This is a genomic window from Ruegeria sp. AJ12, assembly GCF_056536245.1.
Map to the genome: position 1 here is coordinate 3,997,039 of NZ_JBQFJJ010000001.1, position 17,383 is coordinate 4,014,421.

The following is a 17,383-nucleotide window of genomic DNA, read 5'->3' on the forward strand; positions in this document are numbered from 1 at the left end:
GTTTGGCGCGTTCCTTGCGGCTTAGCTGTCTCGGGCAATAACGAAGCGGGCGGCGGCCTTCAAGGTTTCGGCCCCGGGCCCGTACCTTTCCACCGCCGCGCAGGCCTGATCGACAAGTTCGCTTGCACGGGTTCTGGCTGCGGCCAGTCCCAGAACCGATACAAACGTGGCTTTGCCTGCATCGGCATCCTTTTGCAGGCGCTTTCCGGCCTTTTCGGCGTCACCCTCGACATCAAGGATGTCGTCCGCGATCTGAAAAGCAAGGCCCAGCGCGTGGGCATATTGGCGCAAGGGCGCCGGATCGGCCTGCGCCAGCCGCGCCCCCGCGCAGGCGGCCCATTCGATCAGGGCTCCGGTCTTGCCGGCCTGCAGATGGGTGATGTCCTCCAGCGACAATGGTTCGGATGCGGTTTCAGCCGCGATGTCCAGCGCCTGACCCAGAACCATCCCCTGTGCACCGCTCGCCTGTGCCAGGGTCAAAGCCAAGTCTGCCCGCGTGTCAGCATCTCCAACTTCGGGGCGCGTGCACAGTTCGAACGCAAGGGCTTGCAGGGCGTCACCGGCCAAAAGTGCTGTGCCCTGATCCCATTTCACATGGACGGTTGGCCGACCCCGGCGGAGGTCGTCGTCATCCATGCACGGTAGATCATCATGGACCAGCGAATAGGCGTGCAGCGCCTCGATCGCGGTGGCAGGCCAGATCGCGCGGGCCTCATCAACCTCATGCAAACGCGCACTTTCCAGCACCAGAAACCCGCGCAAGCGTTTTCCCCCCTGCGCGGCATAAGCCATCGCCCGGGTCACATCCAGATCGTCCAACGCACCCAGAACCAGATCGAACTGTGTCTGAATACGGGCCGCGTCCTGCGCAAGCCTGTCGCGAAACATTCAGAGACCTTCGGCGGGCGTCGTTCCGGTCGGCTGACCATTGGCATCCAGAGTGATCGCCGCGACTTTTTCCTCGGCGCGCTTCAACTCATCCTCGCATCGTTTTTTCAACGCTGCTCCGCGCTCGTACAGGGCGATGGATTGATCCAATGCCACGTCGCCGCGCTCCAACTGGCCCACCACAGTCTCAAGCTCTTTCATCGCCTGTTCGAATGTCATCTGATCAACTGGGGTATCGGTCATCGGGCTGCCTTCATCAGTTCTTGCACATGGGCGCGGGTTGCATCGGCAAGTGCGTTCAGATCATACCCGCCTTCCAGAGTCGAGACGATACGGCCTTCGCACATCTCGTCAGCGATCTTGCACAACTCGGCTGTAACCCAGGCGAAATCACCGGTGGACCAGTTCAGATTGGCCAATGGATCATCCTGATGCGCGTCGAATCCGGCCGAAATGATGATCAACTCGGGTCGGAACGCGCGCAGGCGTGGGAAGGCCTGTGTTTCGTAGGCGGTCCGCATGTCCTCCCCGCCGGTACCGGGGGCCAGCGGGATATTAAGAACCGTGTCGTAGGCTCCGGTTTCATCGGGTCGGCCAGAGCCCGGCCACAGCGGCATCTGCTGGCTGGTGATCACCAGAGCGCGACGCTCATCCCAAAGCAGATCCTGCGTCCCGTTGCCGTGATGCACGTCGAAATCGACAACTGCGACCCGCTCCAGCCCGTGATGCTCCAGCGCATGTTTGGCGGCCAGGGCCGCATTGCCAAACAGGCAGAACCCCATGGCTGTTTCGGTTTCGGCATGATGACCGGGCGGTCGGATCGCACAAAATGCATTTTGCGCTTCGCCACCCAAAACCATATCGACTGCGCGTACGACTGCGCCCGCCGCGCGATACGCGGCATCCACCGATCCCGGGGACATGAAGGTGTCACCGTCAATCTGAGTGAATCCTTCATCGGGGCGATTGCTCCGGATCTCGCGGATGTAGCTTTCGGGATGAACACGCAGCAGATCATCATCTGCCGCCATTGGCGCAGTCACCCGGTTCAGGTCAAGTGGTTCCAGCGCATGCAGAATATGCTCCAGCCGGGCAACGCGTTCGGGATGTCCTGAGGGCGTCACGTGACCAAGGCAATCGGCGTGGGTTAAAAGGACAGTCTTCATCAGGATCCCTTGTTCATCTGGCTCAAAATACCTTCGCCGAAGGCACAAAACCGCCGCGCAGCGGCACCATCAATCCGGCGCCAGCATATAGCCCGCGCCCCGCACGGTTTGCAGATAGCGGGGTTGTTTCGGGTCCTGCTCGATCTTGCGGCGCAAGCGGGTGATCTGCACATCCACCGCCCGTTCCTGCGCCTGCCCCTTGTCGCGCCCCAAATCCTCGACCAGCTTGGCCCGACTGATCGGCTCACCGGGCTTGGTCGAGAATATCTTCATCAACTGGCTTTCGGTGGCCGTCAGGCGAACCGGGTTTTCGCCCTGCCACATCTCTCCGCGTTCAATGTCATACCGGATCGGTCCGAGATGCAGAATCTTTGACGCCGCATCCTGCGCGGCCGTCTCTGGCATCCGTCTCAGGATCGAGTTGATCCGCAACAGCAGTTCCTTGGGCTCGAACGGCTTGGCCAGATAATCATCCGCCCCGGCTTCAAGCCCTGCAATGCGATGCTCGGTCTCGCCCCGCGCCGTCAACAACAAGATCGGCGTGTTGTGGGTCTCGCGCAGCGAACGAGTAAGGCTGACTCCATCCTCGCCCGGCATCATGACATCCATCACGATCATATCAAAATCCAGCCCCGACAAGACGCGCCGCGCATGCGCCGCATCGCGGGCGGCCGTAACCAGAAATCCATTCCGCATCAGGAACTTCTTGAGCAGATCGCGAATGCGCTCGTCATCGTCGACAATCAGCAGATGGGCGTCCATATCGCTCATGAGGTCGTATCCCGAAGTTTTGCATATGCATGACGCATATCAGCATCCATCATTGCTTCAAGCACTTTGCGGAACCCGGACACGGCTTCGGGACCCGCGTCCTTGTACGCCGCCCGCATCCGCGCGCGCTGGGCATCGGACAGTTTGGCCTCCAGCGCCTGGCCCTTTTCCGTCAGAAACAGATGACGTTCGCGTTTGTCCACGGTACCGACCCGGCTTTCGACCAACCCATCCTCGATAAGTGTCCTGAGAACCCTGTTCAGGGACTGTTTTGTTACGCCCAAAATTGCTAAAAGGTTGTTGACCGTTGTGCCGGGTGCGCGATTGATGAAGTGGACGGCGCGGTGATGCGCACGACCATAGGCCATCTCGGCGAGGATGCGATCAGGATCGGCGGTAAAGCCGCGATAGGCAAAAAACATGGCCTCAATCCCCTGTCGCAACTGTTCGTCGGTCAAAAACAACAGGCTTTCGCCCCCATACAATGGGGCGGGGCGGATGTCGGACATATCATCCCTCATTCGTTGCACGGGCCGACTTTATGTCAGCGTTATTGACATTCCAAGGGTGGACAGGTATCGATCGCAGTTTTTGCGCAACATTATGTCCACTTCGGACCTAAGTAGCGCAACAATCGGAAAATCAACCCGGTTCAGGAGGTTTCGTATGGCGGGGTATGACGATCGTGACGGTGTTATCTGGCTGGATGGCAAACTGGTGCCCTGGCGCGACGCCAACGTGCATATTCTCACCCACGCGATGCATTACGCTTCGTCTGTGTTCGAGGGCGAACGGGCCTATAACGGCAAGATCTTCAAAAGCCGCGCGCATTCCGAACGCCTGATTGCCTCGGCAGAGGCGCTGGACATGCCGGTGCCTTATTCGATTGACGAGATCGAGGCTGCCAAGGAAGAGGCCCTGAAAGCCAGTGGATTGCAGGATGCGTATGTGCGCGTTCTGGTCTGGCGCGGCTCGGGCGAGGATATGGGTGTCGCTTCGGCCAAGAACCCGGTGCGTATGGCGGTCGCGGTCTGGCCGTGGGGGGCGTATTACGGCGATGCCAAGATGCAGGGTGCCAAGCTGGACATCGCGGAATGGAAACGGCCCAGCCCGGAGACCATCCCGGTGCACGCCAAGGCGGCGGGCCTCTACATGATCTGCACCATCTCAAAGCACAAGGCCGAGGCGAAAGGCTGCTCTGACGCCCTGTTCATGGACTACCGCGGCTATGTGGCCGAGGCGACCGGTGCGAATGTGTTCTTCGTCAAGGACGGTGAGGTACACACGCCTCTGGCGGATTGCTTCTTGAACGGGATCACCCGGCAGACGGTCATCCAGATGCTCAAGGACAAGGGCATCACCGTCCATGAACGCCACATCATGCCCGAGGAGATGGCTGGCTTTGAGCAATGCTGGCTGACCGGAACCGCGGCCGAGGTCACCCCGGTCGGTCAGATCGGTGAATACACATTCGAGGTGGGCGACATCACCCGCGAGATTGCCGAGGATTACGAAAAGCTCGTGCGCAGCTGACCCCAAGGGTTGGGTGTTTATCCACAGGCGTCACAATATCATCGTGATAGTGTCAAGAATCTGAGCCGCTCGTTTTACAATCGGGCGGCTCAATCCGGCTTACCAATCGCGTGGTCGATACACCGATCACCAGACAGGAGAGCCCAGATGACCAAGATATTGCGACCGACCCGCCGTTCCTTCCTAGCAGGCAGCACCGCCTTTGCCGCATCTCTGTCCATGCCCGCGCTGAGCCGTGCGGCATCGCGCCCGGTATTCACTCACGGTGTTCAATCGGGTGATGTGGATACAGGCTCTGGCATGATCTGGACGCGAACCGACCGCCCGGCCCGCGTGATGATGGAAGTCTCGACAACCGACAGCTTTGCCGACGCGCGCAGGCTGACGCCAATGGACGCTATTCCCAACAGCGATTTTGCGGTCAAGCGGCTGGTGGATGGATTGCCCTCGGATCAGGATATCTTCTATCGCTTCGTGGCCGCCGACCTCAGCGACATCAATGTCGTATCAGAGCCTGTTGTTGGCCAATTCCGCACTGCACCGATGTCCCGGCGCAACATACGGTTTGCCTGGTCCGGGGACACCGCCGGTCAGGGCTGGGGCATTGATGATGAGGGGATGCGCGCGTATGCGACCATGGCGCAGCACAAGCCCAACTTTTTCATTCATTCCGGCGACACGGTTTACGCCGATGGCCCAATGCAGGACGAGGTCGAGAAAGACGGGCAGGTGATCTGGAAAAACACCACCCTGATCGATGAGAAGCGCAAGGTGGCCGAAACGCTGGACGAATTCCGCGCCCAGTGGAAATACAACATGATGGACGAACATGTCCGCGCCATGAACGCCGTCTGTCCGACCTTCTTTCAATGGGACGACCACGAGGTGGTCAACAACTGGTCGGATGCCAAGGACCTGATCTCGGACGATCGGTACACCGAAAAATCAGTGCATGTGCTGCAATCCCGCGCCGGACGCGCCTTTCATGAGATGACGCCGCTGCGCATTACCCCCGCCGAACCGGGGCGCGTGTATCGCAAGATTTCGTACGGCCCGATGCTGGACGTCTTTTTCCTCGATCTGCGCAGCTATCGCGGTCCTAACGGTCCTTCGATGGAAGATGAGATCACCGATCAGTCCCGCATTCTGGGTGCCGAGCAACTTGCATGGCTCAAGAAAGAGCTGGCCGGATCGCAGGCCACGTGGAAGGTGATTGCCTCGGATATGCCGATCGGTGTGATCGTCTGGGACAACTGGAAGGAACAGGCCGGAGCAGAGGCGATCGCAAACGGTGATAGTGGTCCGGCCAAGGGTCGCGAGTTGGAGATCGCCGATCTGCTGCGGTTCATCAAGACGACCGGCGTCACAAACACGGTTTGGTTCACGGCCGACGTTCACTATACTGCTGCGCATTTTTATGACCCTAACAAGGCCCAATTCCAGGATTTTGAACCATTCTGGGAGTTTGTGTCGGGCCCGTTGCATGCCGGTACATTTGGTCCAAACGCACTGGATGGTACTTTTGGCCCCGAGGTGAAGTTCGTCAAAGCACCCGCAGAGGATCAGGGCGTCAACCTGCCCCCCAGCGCTGGCCTGCAGTTCTTTGGGCTTGTGGACATTGACGGTGCCACACAGCAGATGACCGTGCGGTTGATGGATCGCGCAGACACCGAACTCTGGTCGGTCACCCTGGATCCCAGGGAACAGGCGATCTGACGAATCGGACTTGAAATTCCCGACTAAAATAATCAATTATCAATCGACGTCAGATGATCTATCATCTGGCACCGAGTTTCGAGGCGGTTTGCGGGCTTAGCGCAAGACATGGTGAGAGCACGCCGCCGCCTCGGAAACGATGTGTGGTTCGGAGTATCGCCTTGTGGGAAGGTCAGGAATGAATGATCAGCTCGACGAAATCATCGCCCGACATGATGCAGCTACGTCCTGTGGGTGTGCGTGCTGTGATGATGACTTTGCAGCCTATGTCGAGCAGAAAAAGCGCGACAGGGCGATCAACGAACCGGACCATGACGTAAGCCTGCCCGACAGTGCGGCCAGCCGTCGCGGTTCTGTGCGGTATGTTTTTGAAAAGCTGCTGACACGGCAAAAGGCCTGAAGCGGACACCCGGCGGGTTTAATAATCCAGTCCGCGCTGCGCTTTGATTCCCGCCTGAAACGGGTGCTTCTCCTCGGTCATTTCTGTCACCAGATCCGCATAGTCACGCAGATTCTGTGGCGCGTCCCGGCCCGTCAGAAAGACGCTGGTCCGTTCGGACCGCGCATCCAGCCCCGCTATGACCTGTTCGACCGACAGGTATTCGTAGCGCAGGGCGATATTGATCTCATCCAGCACAACCAGATCGTACTCGCCGCTCGCCATCAAACCGCAGGCCTTGTCGAAGGCTGAATTTGCCGCCGCGATATCGCGTTCACGGTCTTGGGTGTCCCAGGTGAAACCTTCGCCCATCGTGTGCCAGGTGACCAGGTCCCGCTCCTGAAAAAAGCGCCGTTCGCCGGTTTTCCATTTGCCCTTGATGAACTGTACAACAGCCACCTTTTGCCCCCAGCCCAACGCCCGGATCACCACGCCAAACGCGGCGGAGGATTTGCCTTTGCCTTTGCCAGTATTGACCATGACCAACCCGCGTCCGGGGTCGACCGCCTCGGACACTTTCTTGCGGTGCTTGGCCTGCACCTTTTGCATCTTTTCCTTGTGATCCTGCGCGTCGCTCATGGGGCACCTGTTTTGACTGTCCGGCCCAACCTAGGGAAAGTTTGCGAAAGGTAAAGTCACGCTTTGGGATCGGTGACCGACCGGGCCTTGCCGCGTTCCAGTCCCAGTTGATGCTCACGCCAGATCACCACCACGTTGCCGGCAATCACCAGCGCGGCACCGGTCAGGATGGCGATCGTCGGCAATTCACCAAACCAGACATAGCCAATCACAATCGCAAACAGCATTGTGGTGTAATCATAGGGCGCCAGCATCGACGCCTGCCCAAACCGATAGGACGAGGTCACGAGGATCTGCGCCACGCCTCCGGTCAGACCCATGGCGATCAGAATCACCAGTTGTTCCCATGTTGGGATGGTCCAGCCCCAGAACACTGTCAGCCCCGACAGCAGTGTCCCAGTCACGCAAAAATAGAACACAATGGCCGCTGGATGGTCGACCTGTACCAGTTGCCGGATGTGAATCTGGACAAAGGCCCGGGCCATCGTCGCGGTCAGAACGCAGAGCGCGCCCAGCGTGGCGGCGGTTTCCATCTCGGTGCTGCCAAGGCGGGGCCAGATCATGATCAGAACACCCAACAGGCCCAGCAAAACGGCTCCGATTCGGATCATGCGGATGCGTTCACCGAGCATGACGGCCGCCAGAACAAGGGTGAAAATCGGCGTGGCATATCCAATGGCGGTCACCTCGGGCAGAGGCAGCAGGCTGAGGCCGGTGAAGGTCAGGCCCATCGCGGATGTCCCCAATACGCCGCGCCAGAAATGGCCCATCGGCTTTTTGACCACAAAGCCTTGCGCCAGCTCGCCGCGCGCAATCAGCCAGATAATGATGACGGGGATCGCAAACAGAGAACGGAAAAAGACCAGCTCTCCCGGCGGAAAATCTTCGGACAGCGCTTTGACCAGGGCCGACATAGACGTGAACAGAAACAGGGCGCTGAGCTTCAGCGTCACAGCAAGGACAGGTCGATGCGATGTTAAGGATTTTGCCATCGGCGCGACCCTGCGCCTTTGCGGCGCAAAGATCAACGGGTCGGGGCGAGCGCGGCCCACTCGGCTGGCAGGGCCGTGCCGAGTTCCTCGGCAAACTCTTCGAGATACCGGATCATACGCTGCGCGCGTTGCTGCGCCAGTCGTCTGCCGGTGGGCGTCAGCATGTCTTGCGGCAAAGCCAGCAGCTTGACCTTCCAATGGTCGATGGAAAAGCGCAGATCGTCCAGCGGTCGGTTTTCTGAGAACGGGTCCGCCGGATCGTAGAGGACACGGCCCAGGGCGCCAGACACCGAGAACGTGCGCGCGATGCCAATTGCGCCAAGCGCATCGAGCCGGTCGGCATCGCGCAGGATACGCGCTTCGGGCGTTTCTGGTGGTATCTTGGCCGAAAAGCTATGTGCCGCAATTGCGTGCTGGGCGGCCTCAATCTGTGTCGGTTCATAACCGAGTTTCCCAAGAATAGACTCTGATTCCGCCGCTGATCTACGGGATGCAAGGTGGCGATCCGGGTCGTCCTTTGGCAAGTTTACCAGATCATGCAGATAACACCCTGCAAGCAACACCTTCATATTGGTGGTCACATCCGCAATGGCCTGCGCGTTCACCCAGACGCGGTCCAGATGGGCAAGGTCATGAGCCGGGTCTGTGGCCATACGCTGCGCCACAACCGTCCGCAGCCGGGTACGTAGGTCAGCCAATCTGTCCACGGTTTTCGCCAATCTGGCCGCGATGCAGCAGCAGGTGATCCAGGATCACACAGGCCATCATCGCCTCGCCGACCGGGACTGCGCGGATGCCGACGCAGGGGTCATGGCGGCCCTTGGTGATAATCTCGGTCTCTGCGCCGGATTTTGTGATGGTCTTGCGAGTGGTCAGGATCGATGAGGTTGGTTTGACCGCAAAACGTACCACGACGTCCTGCCCGGTCGAAATACCACCTAGAATACCACCGGCGTGATTGCTGCTGTATTGCGGGCCGTCCTGACCCATGAAAATCTCATCAGCGTTGGCATCGCCTGTGAGTTCCGCGGCGGCCATGCCTTCGCCAATCTCAACACCCTTGACGGCGTTGATCGACATCATGGCAGAGGCCAGATCAGTGTCTAACTTGGCGTAAACAGGCGCACCCAATCCCGCCGGAACACCGCGTGCCACGACCTCGATCACGGCCCCGACCGAGTTTCCTGACTTGCGTAGCTCGTCCAGATAGGCGGCCCAGTCTTCAGCGGCCTTGGCATCCGGGGTCCAGAACGGGTTTTGTTCGATCTGTGCCCAGTCAAAGCTGTCCCTGTCGATCTTGCGCGGACCCATTTGCACCATGTAACCGGTGATCTGCACGTTCGGCGCGATCTGCCTGATCGCCTCGCGCGCCAGTCCGCCTGCCGCGACCCGCGCCGCGGTTTCGCGGGCCGAACTGCGCCCGCCGCCGCGATAGTCGCGGATGCCGTATTTCTGCCAGTAAGTGATATCGGCGTGACCGGGCCGGAACTTGTCCATGATGTCGCCGTAGTCTTTCGAGCGCTGATCGGTGTTTTCGATCATCAGCTGGATCGGGGTTCCCGTTGTCTGGCCTTCGAACACGCCCGACAGAATCCTGACCGCGTCGGCCTCGCGCCGCTGGGTGGTGAACTTGTTCTGCCCCGGTTTGCGTTTGTCCATCCAGTGCTGGATCATGGCTTCGTCGATTGCCACCCCCGGCGGACAGCCGTCGACAGTGGCGCCCAATGCAGGACCATGGCTCTCACCCCAGGTGGTGACGCGAAAAAGATGTCCAAAGCTGTTCATCGACATGGGGCGTGCTCCTTTGCGGGTCGTGATTAGCGGGCGAGGCCCCAAGCCTCAAGCAGATTTGCGGTTGGGGCGCAGATGCTCCAACCGCTTGGGATCAAGCCGCTGCCGCCAATTGCGCCCGGGTCTCGGTGACCTTGAGCGCGGCCTGCGCCGCCTCGCGCCCCTTTTCAATGAAATGGGCGCGGTAGATCGCGTTGTGATGATCCGTCTCCTGATACTGATGCGGCGTCAGTGAGACTGACAGGACAGGAACGCCCGTATCCAACCCGGCGCGCATCAGCCCGTCTACCACGGCTTGTGCGACGAATTCGTGCCGGTAGATACCGCCATCCACCACAAAGGCCGCGCAAGCCACGGCGGCATAGCGCCCTGTTTCGGCAAGATCCCTGGCCAGAAGCGGCATCTCAAAGGCACCGGGGACATCGAATACATCGACCAGATCGACCGGAATCAAGTCCAGAAAGCCGTCCAAAGCGCGGTCTACGATATCGGAATGCCAGTTGGCTTTTACAAACGCATAGCGGGTGTGTGTCATCATGATCTCCTTTCGGTTTGGTGGCCCGCTGGCGCTCGCGAAGTCATATCGCTGCCAGCCCGGCATGACACGTCACCCAAGGCGATCACGAACAGCCGTGCCGCTGTGCGACACGCTGCGCGTTCTCTTTCATCCGGACTGTCACCGTCGGCTCTGGCCTCTCACCAGATCTGCTGACACCCCGACAAACGGGGCCGCTCGCGGGCTGACGGGTCTTGGCCCGCATACCGCCGGTGGGGAATTTCGCCCCGCCCTGAGAACAGAATGAAGCTTGCCAAGCTGCGGGCGGTTCTGCAAGAGGGATCGTCAGGAGGACAGGTATGCATCCCAACCCCGCTTTTCGTGCCGAGGACAACGCACGGCACATCGCTTTCGCACGTGATCGCGCCTTCGGTGTTCTGGCCGTGTCGACGCCGGAGGCCCCCCTGTTGAGCCACGTTCCGTTCTTGCTGAGTGAAGATGGTTCTCTGGCCGAGTTGCATCTTGTCCGTTCAAACCCGATCGTGAGGTTGCTGAAACAGCCACAAATCGCCCGGATCGCGGTCACGGGTCCGGACGGCTATGTGTCGCCTGACTGGTACGAGGTCGATGATCAGGTGCCGACGTGGAACTACGTGGCCGTGCATCTGACAGGTCAGATAGAGATGCAGCCGCACGACACATTGCTGGATTTGCTGGACCGGCAATCTGCGTTCTATGAAGAACGTCTGTTGCCCAAGCCGCCATGGACCACCGGAAAGATGTCTGACGAGGCGCTGGCGAAAATGATGCGGATGATCGTGCCCTGCCGGATGCGGATCGATGACATTCAGGGCACGTGGAAACTGAACCAGAACAAGACCGAGGACGCCCGCCTCCGCGCGGCCGGGCAATTGGAGGTGACGGGGTTTGGCACCGAAACCGGGCGGCTGGCCGCGTTGATGCGCAGCACCTGACCAGCGCCGGGTCTGGTCGACGGCCTACTGGGCGCTGAACGTCGCCAGATAGGCGGCAATATCGTCTGCGCCTTTCTTCAGCTTGACGCTCATGTTGGGGCGCGCGGTTTCGTCGTTCAGAAACTCCTGAATGAAACCGATCGGGTCCTCTGAGTAGGCAATCAGGTTTTCCTGGGTCCAGACCAGCCCTTCGTTCCCCGCACGGATCAGGTCGTCGGTGAACATGCCGATCGGCAGACGTTCGCTGCCATTGAGATAGTCGTTCTCGGTACCGGCGATGCGACCGACGACACCGTAGAGATTCGGCCCGGTGATTCCGCCCTTCACCAGAACCTCGCCATCCTTGATGATTGCATGGCAGGATGAGCATCGGTTGTAGAGCAGTTCGCCTTTCGCCGGGTCGCCGGTGGCAACCGCCTGCGAGGACAGGGCCATTGTGAGCAATGTGGTGGTCAAAACAAGTTTCGACATATGAGGTCTCCTAACTGGAGTTCGCGCTTGACCGGGCTTTTCGGCATTCTCGCAAAAAGTGCAACAGGAAATCATGCGAGAACTTGAATGAGAAATATCTATTTTATATGAAAGATTTAAATCGCAACACGTCGCCTTAAAGTAGATCAATCCACGCCACACTTAAGCCATATTGACGGCGTGACGCTTAATCTTTGACATAATGCTGTGCGCTATTGCGCAACCCGAACGATTGCCCGCCAGACGGCGAATCGACTTTGTACGAGTCGAAGTGGCGTTTGGCGGCAGCGGTAATAGTTGTGCACGGGAATCATGAAAAAAAGCACTGCGGCGTGACATAATGCCCAGATGCGGCGTATTGCGCGTTCAAGACCGCTGGACGAAATCTATTCTCCCCGATAGATAGCGCGGTTAAGACGCCGCATTCGTGCGGTGCGCGAGCTATTTGCCCGTCCGCGGGCGCCAAAAGAACCGGAGATAACCTCGTGTCCCACGCAGAAGACCACGAAGGCACCCGCAGAGATTTCCTCTACTACGTCGCTGGCGGCGCAGGTGTCGTAGCCACGGGGGCGGCGGTCTGGCCCCTGATCAATCAGATGAACCCCTCGGCAGATGTTCAGGCGCTGTCCTCGATCCGCACCGATGTCGGCGGGGTCGAGCCGGGCACGCAGCTGACGGTGAAATGGCTGGGCAAGCCGGTCTTTATCCGCCACCGCACCGGTGCCGAGATCGCAGAAGCACAGCAACAGGACGAGGAGGGGCTTGCCGCTCTGCCCGATCCGCTGGCCCGCAACGCAAACCTGAATGCCGATGCGCCTGCAACGGACGCAAACCGCGTGATGCCGTCGCCCGAAGGCGAAGCGCCCGGTGCCTGGATCGTTCAGATGGGCGTCTGCACACATCTGGGCTGTGTGCCTCTGGGCGACGCCGGCGATTTCGGCGGTTGGTTCTGCCCCTGCCACGGCTCGCACTACGACCTTGCCGGTCGTATCCGCAAAGGCCCCGCGCCTGAGAACCTGCCGATCCCGCCCGTTGAATGGGTGGACGCGACAACCATCAAGCTCGGCTAAGGGAGACCCAGATGTCCGGAATTCCCCACGATCATTACGAGCCGAAGACAAACGGCGAAAAGTGGCTGAACAGCCGTTTGCCCATCGTCGGTCTGCTGTATGACACCCTCATGATCCCGACCCCCAAGAACCTGAACTGGTGGTGGATCTGGGGTATCGTTCTGGCGTTCTGCCTGGCGCTGCAGATCATCACCGGTATCGTTCTGGTGATGCACTACACGCCGCATGTCGATCTGGCCTTTGCCAGCGTTGAACACATCATGCGCAACGTGAACGGCGGATACATGATCCGCTACCTGCACCAAAACGGCGCATCGCTGTTCTTTGTCGCGGTCTATATCCACATCTTCCGCGGTCTCTTCTACGGCTCGTACAAAGCCCCGCGTGAGATCACATGGATCATCGGGATGCTCATCTACCTGATGATGATGGGTACCGCGTTCATGGGCTACGTTCTGCCCTGGGGTCAGATGTCCTTCTGGGGTGCGACCGTGATCACCGGCCTGTTTGGCGCAATCCCCTTCGTAGGTGATGCGATCCAGACCTGGCTGCTGGGCGGACCCGCCGTGGACAATGCCACGCTGAACCGCTTTTTCTCGCTGCACTACCTGTTGCCCTTCATCATCGCGGCACTGGTGATCGTGCATATCTGGGCGTTCCACACCACGGGCAATAACAACCCGACCGGTGTTGAGGTGCGTCGCACGTCGAAGGCGGAAGCCGAGAAAGACACGCTGCCCTTCTGGCCGTATTTCGTGATCAAGGACCTGTTCGCGCTGGCCGTGATCCTGGTCGTGTTCTGGGCCATCGTCGGCTACATGCCGAACTATCTGGGCCACCCGGACAACTACATCGAAGCCAACCCGCTGGTCACGCCTGCGCATATCGTTCCCGAATGGTACTTCCTGCCGTTCTACGCGATCCTGCGCGCCTTTACCGGCGAGGTCTGGGTCGTGCAGTTCGCCAGCTTCATCACCGGCGGCATCATCGACGCCAAGTTCTTTGGGGTTCTGGCGATGTTCGGTGCGATCCTGGCCATGGCCCTGGCGCCCTGGCTGGATACATCGAGCGTGCGTTCCGGCAAGTACCGCCCGATGTTCAAATGGTGGTTCTACCTGCTGATCATCGACTTCTTTGCCCTGATGTGGCTGGGGGCGATGCCGGCGGAAGAGCCTTATGCGACCTTCTCGCTGATCGCATCTGCCTACTGGTTCGCCTATTTCTTCGTGATCCTGCCGATCCTTGGTGTCATTGAAAAACCCGACGTTCCGCCAGAGACCATCGAGGAAGACTTCAACGCCCACTACAAGAAACCGGACGCTGAGGCTGCACCTTCAACGGCGCCGGCAGAGTAAGAAGAGGGACCGGAAAAATGTTCAAGAAACTTGCAATCGGTGCCGCGCTTGCCCTGGCCCTTGCCCCTGCGACATCCCATGCGGCAGGCGCATACGACACTCACATCGAGGATTTCGACTTTTCGTTCGAAGGACCATTCGGAACCTGGGATCTGAACCAGCTGCAGCGTGGGCTTCAGGTCTATACCGAAGTTTGCGCGGCCTGCCACGGGCTGCAATATGTCCCGCTGCGCGACCTTGAGGCGCTGGGCTTTTCGGAAGAACAGGTCATTGCCTATTCCGCTGAAAACTTCGAGGTGTTTGACCCCGAACTGGATGACTTCCGCCCGGCAATCCCCACTGACCATTTCCCGGCCAACACCGGTGCTGGTGCACCGGACTTGAGCCTGATGGCCAAGGCGCGCGCCGGATTCCATGGTCCCTATGGTCTGGGCATCAACCAACTGGTCAAAGGCATTGGCGGTGCGGAATACATCGCATCGCTGTTGGATGGCTACACCGGCGAGGAAAAGGAAGAAGCAGGAACGATCCTCTACGAAAACAAGGCGTTCCCGGGTGGCTGGATCTCGATGGGTCCGCCGCTGTTTGACGAACAGATCGACTTTGCCGATGGCCACGCAAACTCTGTCCGTGCCATGTCAGAGGACGTATCCGCCTTTCTGATGTGGGCAGCGGAACCCAAAATGATGGATCGAAAGAATGCCGGTTTTGTCGGCGTCATCTTCCTGACGGTCCTGTCGGTTCTTCTCTACCTGGTCAACAAGCGCCTGTGGGCACCGATCAAAGGCAGAAAGCACTAAGGTCAACTGCTGATCTCTGAAACAAAAAACCTCCGCAGCGTTGGCTGCGGAGGTTTTTCTTTTTCAGCGACACCAGCCGAAGAGTGTTTGACGGGACAGGTCCTGAGGATTTCCTAAGCGGGTCTCGCCTGCAATTGGGTGCCGGTTGCACCGATGATATCGGCTTCCACGATCTGGCCTTGGGTTTGCGGAGCGTCAAACATCACTTCGGTGAACTGCTCGGTACGACCCATCCGTTCGTTTTCCATCAGTACGCGATGGCGTTTTCCGATCTGCGAAGACAGGTGTTTCGCCACCTGTACTTCCCCCGCAGCACGCAGGCGCGCCGCCCGTTCCTTGATTGTCTTTCCGTTCACCTGCTGCGGAATACGTGCTGCAGGCGTGCCTTCGCGCTTGGAATACGGAAACACGTGCAGCCAGGTCAGATTGCAGTCTCGCACAAGCTTCAGCGAATTCTCGAAATGTGCGTCCGTCTCGGTCGGGAACCCGGCGATGATATCTGCCCCAAAGGTCATGTCAGGGCGCAGCTTGCGGGCCTCTTCGGCAAAACGGATTGCATCGTCGCGCAGGTGGCGGCGTTTCATCCGCTTCAGGATCAGATCGTCGCCATGTTGAAGGGACAAATGCAAATGCGGCATCAGGCGGGGTTCGGACCCGATAGCCTGCATCAGGTTCTCATCCACCTCAATGGAATCGATCGAACTGATGCGCAGCCGGGGCAGGTCCGGTACCAGTTTCAGGATGCGCATCACCAGATCGCCCAGCTTGGGCTGCGCTGGCAGATCAGCACCCCAAGAGGTCAGGTCAACACCGGTCAGGACCACCTCATTGTACCCTTTGTCGACCAACCGTTTGATCTGATCCACCACCACACCCGCAGGAACGCTGCGCGAATTGCCACGGCCATAGGGGATGATGCAAAAGGTACAGCGGTGGTCACAGCCGTTCTGAACCTGCACATAGGCACGGGACCGGGTCCCGAACCCGTCGATCAGATGCCCGGCCGTTTCGGTGACGGACATGATGTCATCCACTTGGACTGCCTCGGTCTCGCCAATGAAATCCGTTGCCATACTTTTCCAGGTCTCCGGCAGCATCTTTTCGGTGTTGCCAATGACGGCGTCGACCTCGTCCATCTGCGCAAAGGTCTGCGGTTCGGTTTGCGCCGCACATCCTGTCACGATCAGGCGCGCGTCCGGGTTTTCGCGCCGCAATTTGCGGATTTCCTGCCTGGCTTTGCGCACCGCTTCGGCGGTCACGGCGCAGGTGTTCACGATGACCGCATCAGACAGACCCGCCTGTTGCGTCAGGTCCTTCATCGCTTCGGTTTCGTAGGCGTTCAAGCGACACCCCAGCGTGGTGAACTTGGGCGCGGTCATCCAAGCGACTCCAAGAATTCCGGCGTGAACGTTCCCGAAAACACGTGGCACGTGGGCCCGGTCATCCAGACACCGTCATCGCGCCAATCAATCCAGATGGTTCCGCCGTCCAACTCGATCTGCACCTTGCGCCCGGTCAGACCGCGCCGCACGGCAGCAACGGCTGTCGCGCAGGAAGATGAACCCGAGGCGAGCGTGATTCCCACGCCCCGTTCCCACACGCGCATGCGGATATGATCCGGGCGAATGACCTGCGCCACCTGCACATTGGTGCGCTCCGGATACAGCGGGTGATACTCATATCTGGCGCCGAACTCTTCCAGTGGAATGGCCTCGGCATCATCGACAAAAAAGGTGCAATGCGGATTGCCCATGCCAGTTGCCGTGGGCACGCCTTCGATGGGTAGTTCGAGTGTGTCCACCTCTTCGAGCAACGGTATGTCCTGCCAGTCCAGCTGTGGCTGCCCCATATTGACCGATGTCAGCCCGTCTCCGGCATCTTTCGCCATCAGGGTTCCGCGTTCGGTTGTCAGCTTCACTTCGGGTTTTCCGGTCTCTTCCATAAGAAACCGCGCGATGCACCGAGTCGCGTTACCGCAAGACGCCGAGGTTGATCCGTCCGCATTATAAAAGACCAGATGTGCATCGAACTCGCCGTTCTCAATGACCGCCAGTTGGTCGAAGCCGACGCCAAACTGCCTGTGCCCAATGCCCTTGGCCAGTTCTGGTGTCATAGTCACCGGCTGCGCGCGCGCATCTACAATGACAAAATCATTGCCCAGCCCGTGCATCTTCATGAAGGGCAAACCGTTGCCGTGTGTCTGTTGCATAGCGGGCATATAACGCCGGTCCGAATTTGTTTCCACCCTGTCTCTCAGATTCCTTAAAAAAGGGGTTGACCCCCCCGCGCTCGCTGCCTAATTAAGCCGCCTATCGGGGCGCTTGAAACACGTCAAGTTCAGG

The 17,383-nt window shown here is 59.3% G+C and carries 20 protein-coding genes and 1 riboswitch; of the genes, 7 read left to right on the forward strand and 13 right to left on the reverse strand.

Annotated features, from left to right (window positions below):
• Window positions 1–21: 21 nt before the first annotated feature.
• The 5 genes from ACR3E0_RS20035 to ACR3E0_RS20055 all read right to left on the reverse strand — a co-directional run bounded on the left by ACR3E0_RS20035 (window position 22) and on the right by ACR3E0_RS20055 (window position 3,334).
• Window positions 22–888, reverse strand: a complete 867-nt coding sequence (locus ACR3E0_RS20035; RefSeq protein ID WP_480474929.1) for a polyprenyl synthetase family protein — start codon at window positions 886–888, stop codon at window positions 22–24.
• The gene (locus tag ACR3E0_RS20040; protein ID WP_480480882.1) at window positions 889–1,131 is read right to left on the reverse strand and encodes an exodeoxyribonuclease VII small subunit; all 243 of its coding nucleotides are present in this window, start codon (window positions 1,129–1,131) and stop codon (window positions 889–891) included.
• A complete protein-coding gene (locus ACR3E0_RS20045; protein ID WP_480480884.1) occupies window positions 1,128–2,054 on the reverse strand; it encodes a histone deacetylase family protein in 927 nt (308 codons plus the stop codon). Before ACR3E0_RS20045 ends, ACR3E0_RS20040 begins: the two co-directional genes overlap by 4 nt.
• Window positions 2,055–2,123: 69 nt before the next feature.
• Complete coding sequence (locus ACR3E0_RS20050) at window positions 2,124–2,825, reverse strand: response regulator (protein ID WP_480474933.1); 702 nt, start codon at window positions 2,823–2,825, stop codon at window positions 2,124–2,126.
• Window positions 2,822–3,334: a MarR family winged helix-turn-helix transcriptional regulator gene (locus tag ACR3E0_RS20055; RefSeq protein WP_480474935.1), complete on the reverse strand. Its 513-nt coding sequence runs from the start codon at window positions 3,332–3,334 to the stop codon at window positions 2,822–2,824. The genes ACR3E0_RS20050 and ACR3E0_RS20055 overlap by 4 nt, the downstream gene beginning before the upstream one ends.
• A gap of 157 nt (window positions 3,335–3,491) precedes the next feature.
• On the opposite strand from ACR3E0_RS20055, the gene ACR3E0_RS20060 reads away from it, so the two are divergent.
• The 3 genes from ACR3E0_RS20060 to ACR3E0_RS20070 all read left to right on the forward strand — a co-directional run bounded on the left by ACR3E0_RS20060 (window position 3,492) and on the right by ACR3E0_RS20070 (window position 6,474).
• The gene (locus ACR3E0_RS20060) at window positions 3,492–4,358 is read left to right on the forward strand and encodes a branched-chain amino acid aminotransferase (RefSeq protein WP_480480886.1); all 867 of its coding nucleotides are present in this window, start codon (window positions 3,492–3,494) and stop codon (window positions 4,356–4,358) included.
• Between the two features lie 147 nt (window positions 4,359–4,505).
• Window positions 4,506–6,074: an alkaline phosphatase D family protein gene (locus tag ACR3E0_RS20065; RefSeq protein ID WP_480474937.1), complete on the forward strand. Its 1,569-nt coding sequence runs from the start codon at window positions 4,506–4,508 to the stop codon at window positions 6,072–6,074.
• 178 nt (window positions 6,075–6,252) lie between these two features.
• On the forward strand, window positions 6,253–6,474 hold the full coding sequence (locus ACR3E0_RS20070) for a hypothetical protein (RefSeq protein ID WP_480474939.1): 222 nt from the start codon (window positions 6,253–6,255) through the stop codon (window positions 6,472–6,474).
• An 18-nt stretch (window positions 6,475–6,492) separates the two neighbouring features.
• Here the strand turns inward: ACR3E0_RS20070 and cobO are convergent, their stop codons facing one another.
• From cobO to ACR3E0_RS20095, 5 genes are all read right to left on the reverse strand, one after another.
• Entirely contained in the window at window positions 6,493–7,092 is a 600-nt protein-coding gene (gene cobO, locus ACR3E0_RS20075) for a cob(I)yrinic acid a,c-diamide adenosyltransferase (protein WP_480474941.1), read from the reverse strand.
• A 56-nt stretch (window positions 7,093–7,148) separates the two neighbouring features.
• Window positions 7,149–8,084 (reverse strand): DMT family transporter, encoded by a 936-nt coding sequence (locus tag ACR3E0_RS20080; RefSeq protein ID WP_480474943.1) that lies wholly within the window; start codon window positions 8,082–8,084, stop codon window positions 7,149–7,151.
• Between the two features lie 32 nt (window positions 8,085–8,116).
• Window positions 8,117–8,791 carry an HD domain-containing protein gene (locus ACR3E0_RS20085; protein WP_480474945.1) on the reverse strand — a complete coding sequence of 225 codons (675 nt, stop codon included), beginning with the start codon at window positions 8,789–8,791 and terminating at the stop codon, window positions 8,117–8,119.
• A complete protein-coding gene (aroC, locus tag ACR3E0_RS20090; RefSeq protein ID WP_480474947.1) occupies window positions 8,775–9,875 on the reverse strand; it encodes a chorismate synthase in 1,101 nt (366 codons plus the stop codon). The genes ACR3E0_RS20085 and aroC overlap by 17 nt, the downstream gene beginning before the upstream one ends.
• A gap of 94 nt (window positions 9,876–9,969) precedes the next feature.
• Complete coding sequence (locus ACR3E0_RS20095) at window positions 9,970–10,410, reverse strand: 6,7-dimethyl-8-ribityllumazine synthase (protein WP_480474949.1); 441 nt, start codon at window positions 10,408–10,410, stop codon at window positions 9,970–9,972.
• Window positions 10,411–10,527: 117 nt separating this feature from the next.
• A riboswitch (FMN riboswitch) is annotated at window positions 10,528–10,675 on the reverse strand.
• 55 nt (window positions 10,676–10,730) lie between these two features.
• Here ACR3E0_RS20095 and ACR3E0_RS20100 point away from each other — a divergent pair.
• Window positions 10,731–11,345 (forward strand): FMN-binding negative transcriptional regulator, encoded by a 615-nt coding sequence (locus ACR3E0_RS20100; RefSeq protein ID WP_480474951.1) that lies wholly within the window; start codon window positions 10,731–10,733, stop codon window positions 11,343–11,345.
• A 24-nt stretch (window positions 11,346–11,369) separates the two neighbouring features.
• Here the strand turns inward: ACR3E0_RS20100 and ACR3E0_RS20105 are convergent, their stop codons facing one another.
• A complete protein-coding gene (locus tag ACR3E0_RS20105) occupies window positions 11,370–11,816 on the reverse strand; it encodes a c-type cytochrome (protein WP_480474953.1) in 447 nt (148 codons plus the stop codon).
• Between the two features lie 485 nt (window positions 11,817–12,301).
• Between ACR3E0_RS20105 and petA the strand changes: the two genes are divergently transcribed.
• Genes petA through ACR3E0_RS20120 form a run of 3 tightly spaced genes read left to right on the forward strand, consistent with a single transcriptional unit; the run spans window position 12,302 to window position 15,041 of the window.
• The gene (petA, locus tag ACR3E0_RS20110; RefSeq protein ID WP_480474955.1) at window positions 12,302–12,886 is read left to right on the forward strand and encodes a ubiquinol-cytochrome c reductase iron-sulfur subunit; all 585 of its coding nucleotides are present in this window, start codon (window positions 12,302–12,304) and stop codon (window positions 12,884–12,886) included.
• Window positions 12,887–12,897: 11 nt separating this feature from the next.
• Window positions 12,898–14,241, forward strand: coding sequence for a cytochrome b (gene petB, locus ACR3E0_RS20115; protein ID WP_480474957.1), 1,344 nt, complete (start codon window positions 12,898–12,900; stop codon window positions 14,239–14,241).
• 17 nt (window positions 14,242–14,258) lie between these two features.
• Window positions 14,259–15,041: a cytochrome c1 gene (locus ACR3E0_RS20120; RefSeq protein WP_480480888.1), complete on the forward strand. Its 783-nt coding sequence runs from the start codon at window positions 14,259–14,261 to the stop codon at window positions 15,039–15,041.
• A gap of 113 nt (window positions 15,042–15,154) precedes the next feature.
• Here the strand turns inward: ACR3E0_RS20120 and mtaB are convergent, their stop codons facing one another.
• Both mtaB and dapF read right to left on the reverse strand, forming a co-directional pair.
• Window positions 15,155–16,420 (reverse strand): tRNA (N(6)-L-threonylcarbamoyladenosine(37)-C(2))-methylthiotransferase MtaB, encoded by a 1,266-nt coding sequence (mtaB, locus tag ACR3E0_RS20125; RefSeq protein WP_480474959.1) that lies wholly within the window; start codon window positions 16,418–16,420, stop codon window positions 15,155–15,157.
• Window positions 16,417–17,259 (reverse strand): diaminopimelate epimerase, encoded by an 843-nt coding sequence (dapF, locus tag ACR3E0_RS20130; protein ID WP_480480890.1) that lies wholly within the window; start codon window positions 17,257–17,259, stop codon window positions 16,417–16,419. Before dapF ends, mtaB begins: the two co-directional genes overlap by 4 nt.
• Window positions 17,260–17,383 lie beyond the last annotated feature (124 nt).

What these genes read in the sequence shown, in the direction of transcription:
- ACR3E0_RS20095 (WP_480474949.1), bottom strand. Translation starts at nt 10,410, where the DNA reads ATGACACACACCCGCTATGCGTTTGTAAAAGCCAACTGGCATTCCGAT.
- aroC (WP_480474947.1), bottom strand. Translation starts at nt 9,875, where the DNA reads ATGTCGATGAACAGCTTTGGACATCTTTTTCGCGTCACCACCTGGGGT.
- dapF (WP_480480890.1), bottom strand. Translation starts at nt 17,259, where the DNA reads ATGCCCGCTATGCAACAGACACACGGCAACGGTTTGCCCTTCATGAAG.
- ACR3E0_RS20050 (WP_480474933.1), bottom strand. Translation starts at nt 2,825, where the DNA reads ATGAGCGATATGGACGCCCATCTGCTGATTGTCGACGATGACGAGCGC.
- ACR3E0_RS20060 (WP_480480886.1), top strand. Translation starts at nt 3,492, where the DNA reads ATGGCGGGGTATGACGATCGTGACGGTGTTATCTGGCTGGATGGCAAA.
- ACR3E0_RS20055 (WP_480474935.1), bottom strand. Translation starts at nt 3,334, where the DNA reads ATGTCCGACATCCGCCCCGCCCCATTGTATGGGGGCGAAAGCCTGTTG.
- ACR3E0_RS20070 (WP_480474939.1), top strand. Translation starts at nt 6,253, where the DNA reads ATGAATGATCAGCTCGACGAAATCATCGCCCGACATGATGCAGCTACG.
- ACR3E0_RS20065 (WP_480474937.1), top strand. Translation starts at nt 4,506, where the DNA reads ATGACCAAGATATTGCGACCGACCCGCCGTTCCTTCCTAGCAGGCAGC.
- petB (WP_480474957.1), top strand. Translation starts at nt 12,898, where the DNA reads ATGTCCGGAATTCCCCACGATCATTACGAGCCGAAGACAAACGGCGAA.
- ACR3E0_RS20105 (WP_480474953.1), bottom strand. Translation starts at nt 11,816, where the DNA reads ATGTCGAAACTTGTTTTGACCACCACATTGCTCACAATGGCCCTGTCC.
- ACR3E0_RS20040 (WP_480480882.1), bottom strand. Translation starts at nt 1,131, where the DNA reads ATGACCGATACCCCAGTTGATCAGATGACATTCGAACAGGCGATGAAA.
- ACR3E0_RS20035 (WP_480474929.1), bottom strand. Translation starts at nt 888, where the DNA reads ATGTTTCGCGACAGGCTTGCGCAGGACGCGGCCCGTATTCAGACACAG.
- ACR3E0_RS20080 (WP_480474943.1), bottom strand. Translation starts at nt 8,084, where the DNA reads ATGGCAAAATCCTTAACATCGCATCGACCTGTCCTTGCTGTGACGCTG.
- cobO (WP_480474941.1), bottom strand. Translation starts at nt 7,092, where the DNA reads ATGAGCGACGCGCAGGATCACAAGGAAAAGATGCAAAAGGTGCAGGCC.
- mtaB (WP_480474959.1), bottom strand. Translation starts at nt 16,420, where the DNA reads ATGACCGCGCCCAAGTTCACCACGCTGGGGTGTCGCTTGAACGCCTAC.
- ACR3E0_RS20100 (WP_480474951.1), top strand. Translation starts at nt 10,731, where the DNA reads ATGCATCCCAACCCCGCTTTTCGTGCCGAGGACAACGCACGGCACATC.
- ACR3E0_RS20120 (WP_480480888.1), top strand. Translation starts at nt 14,259, where the DNA reads ATGTTCAAGAAACTTGCAATCGGTGCCGCGCTTGCCCTGGCCCTTGCC.
- ACR3E0_RS20045 (WP_480480884.1), bottom strand. Translation starts at nt 2,054, where the DNA reads ATGAAGACTGTCCTTTTAACCCACGCCGATTGCCTTGGTCACGTGACG.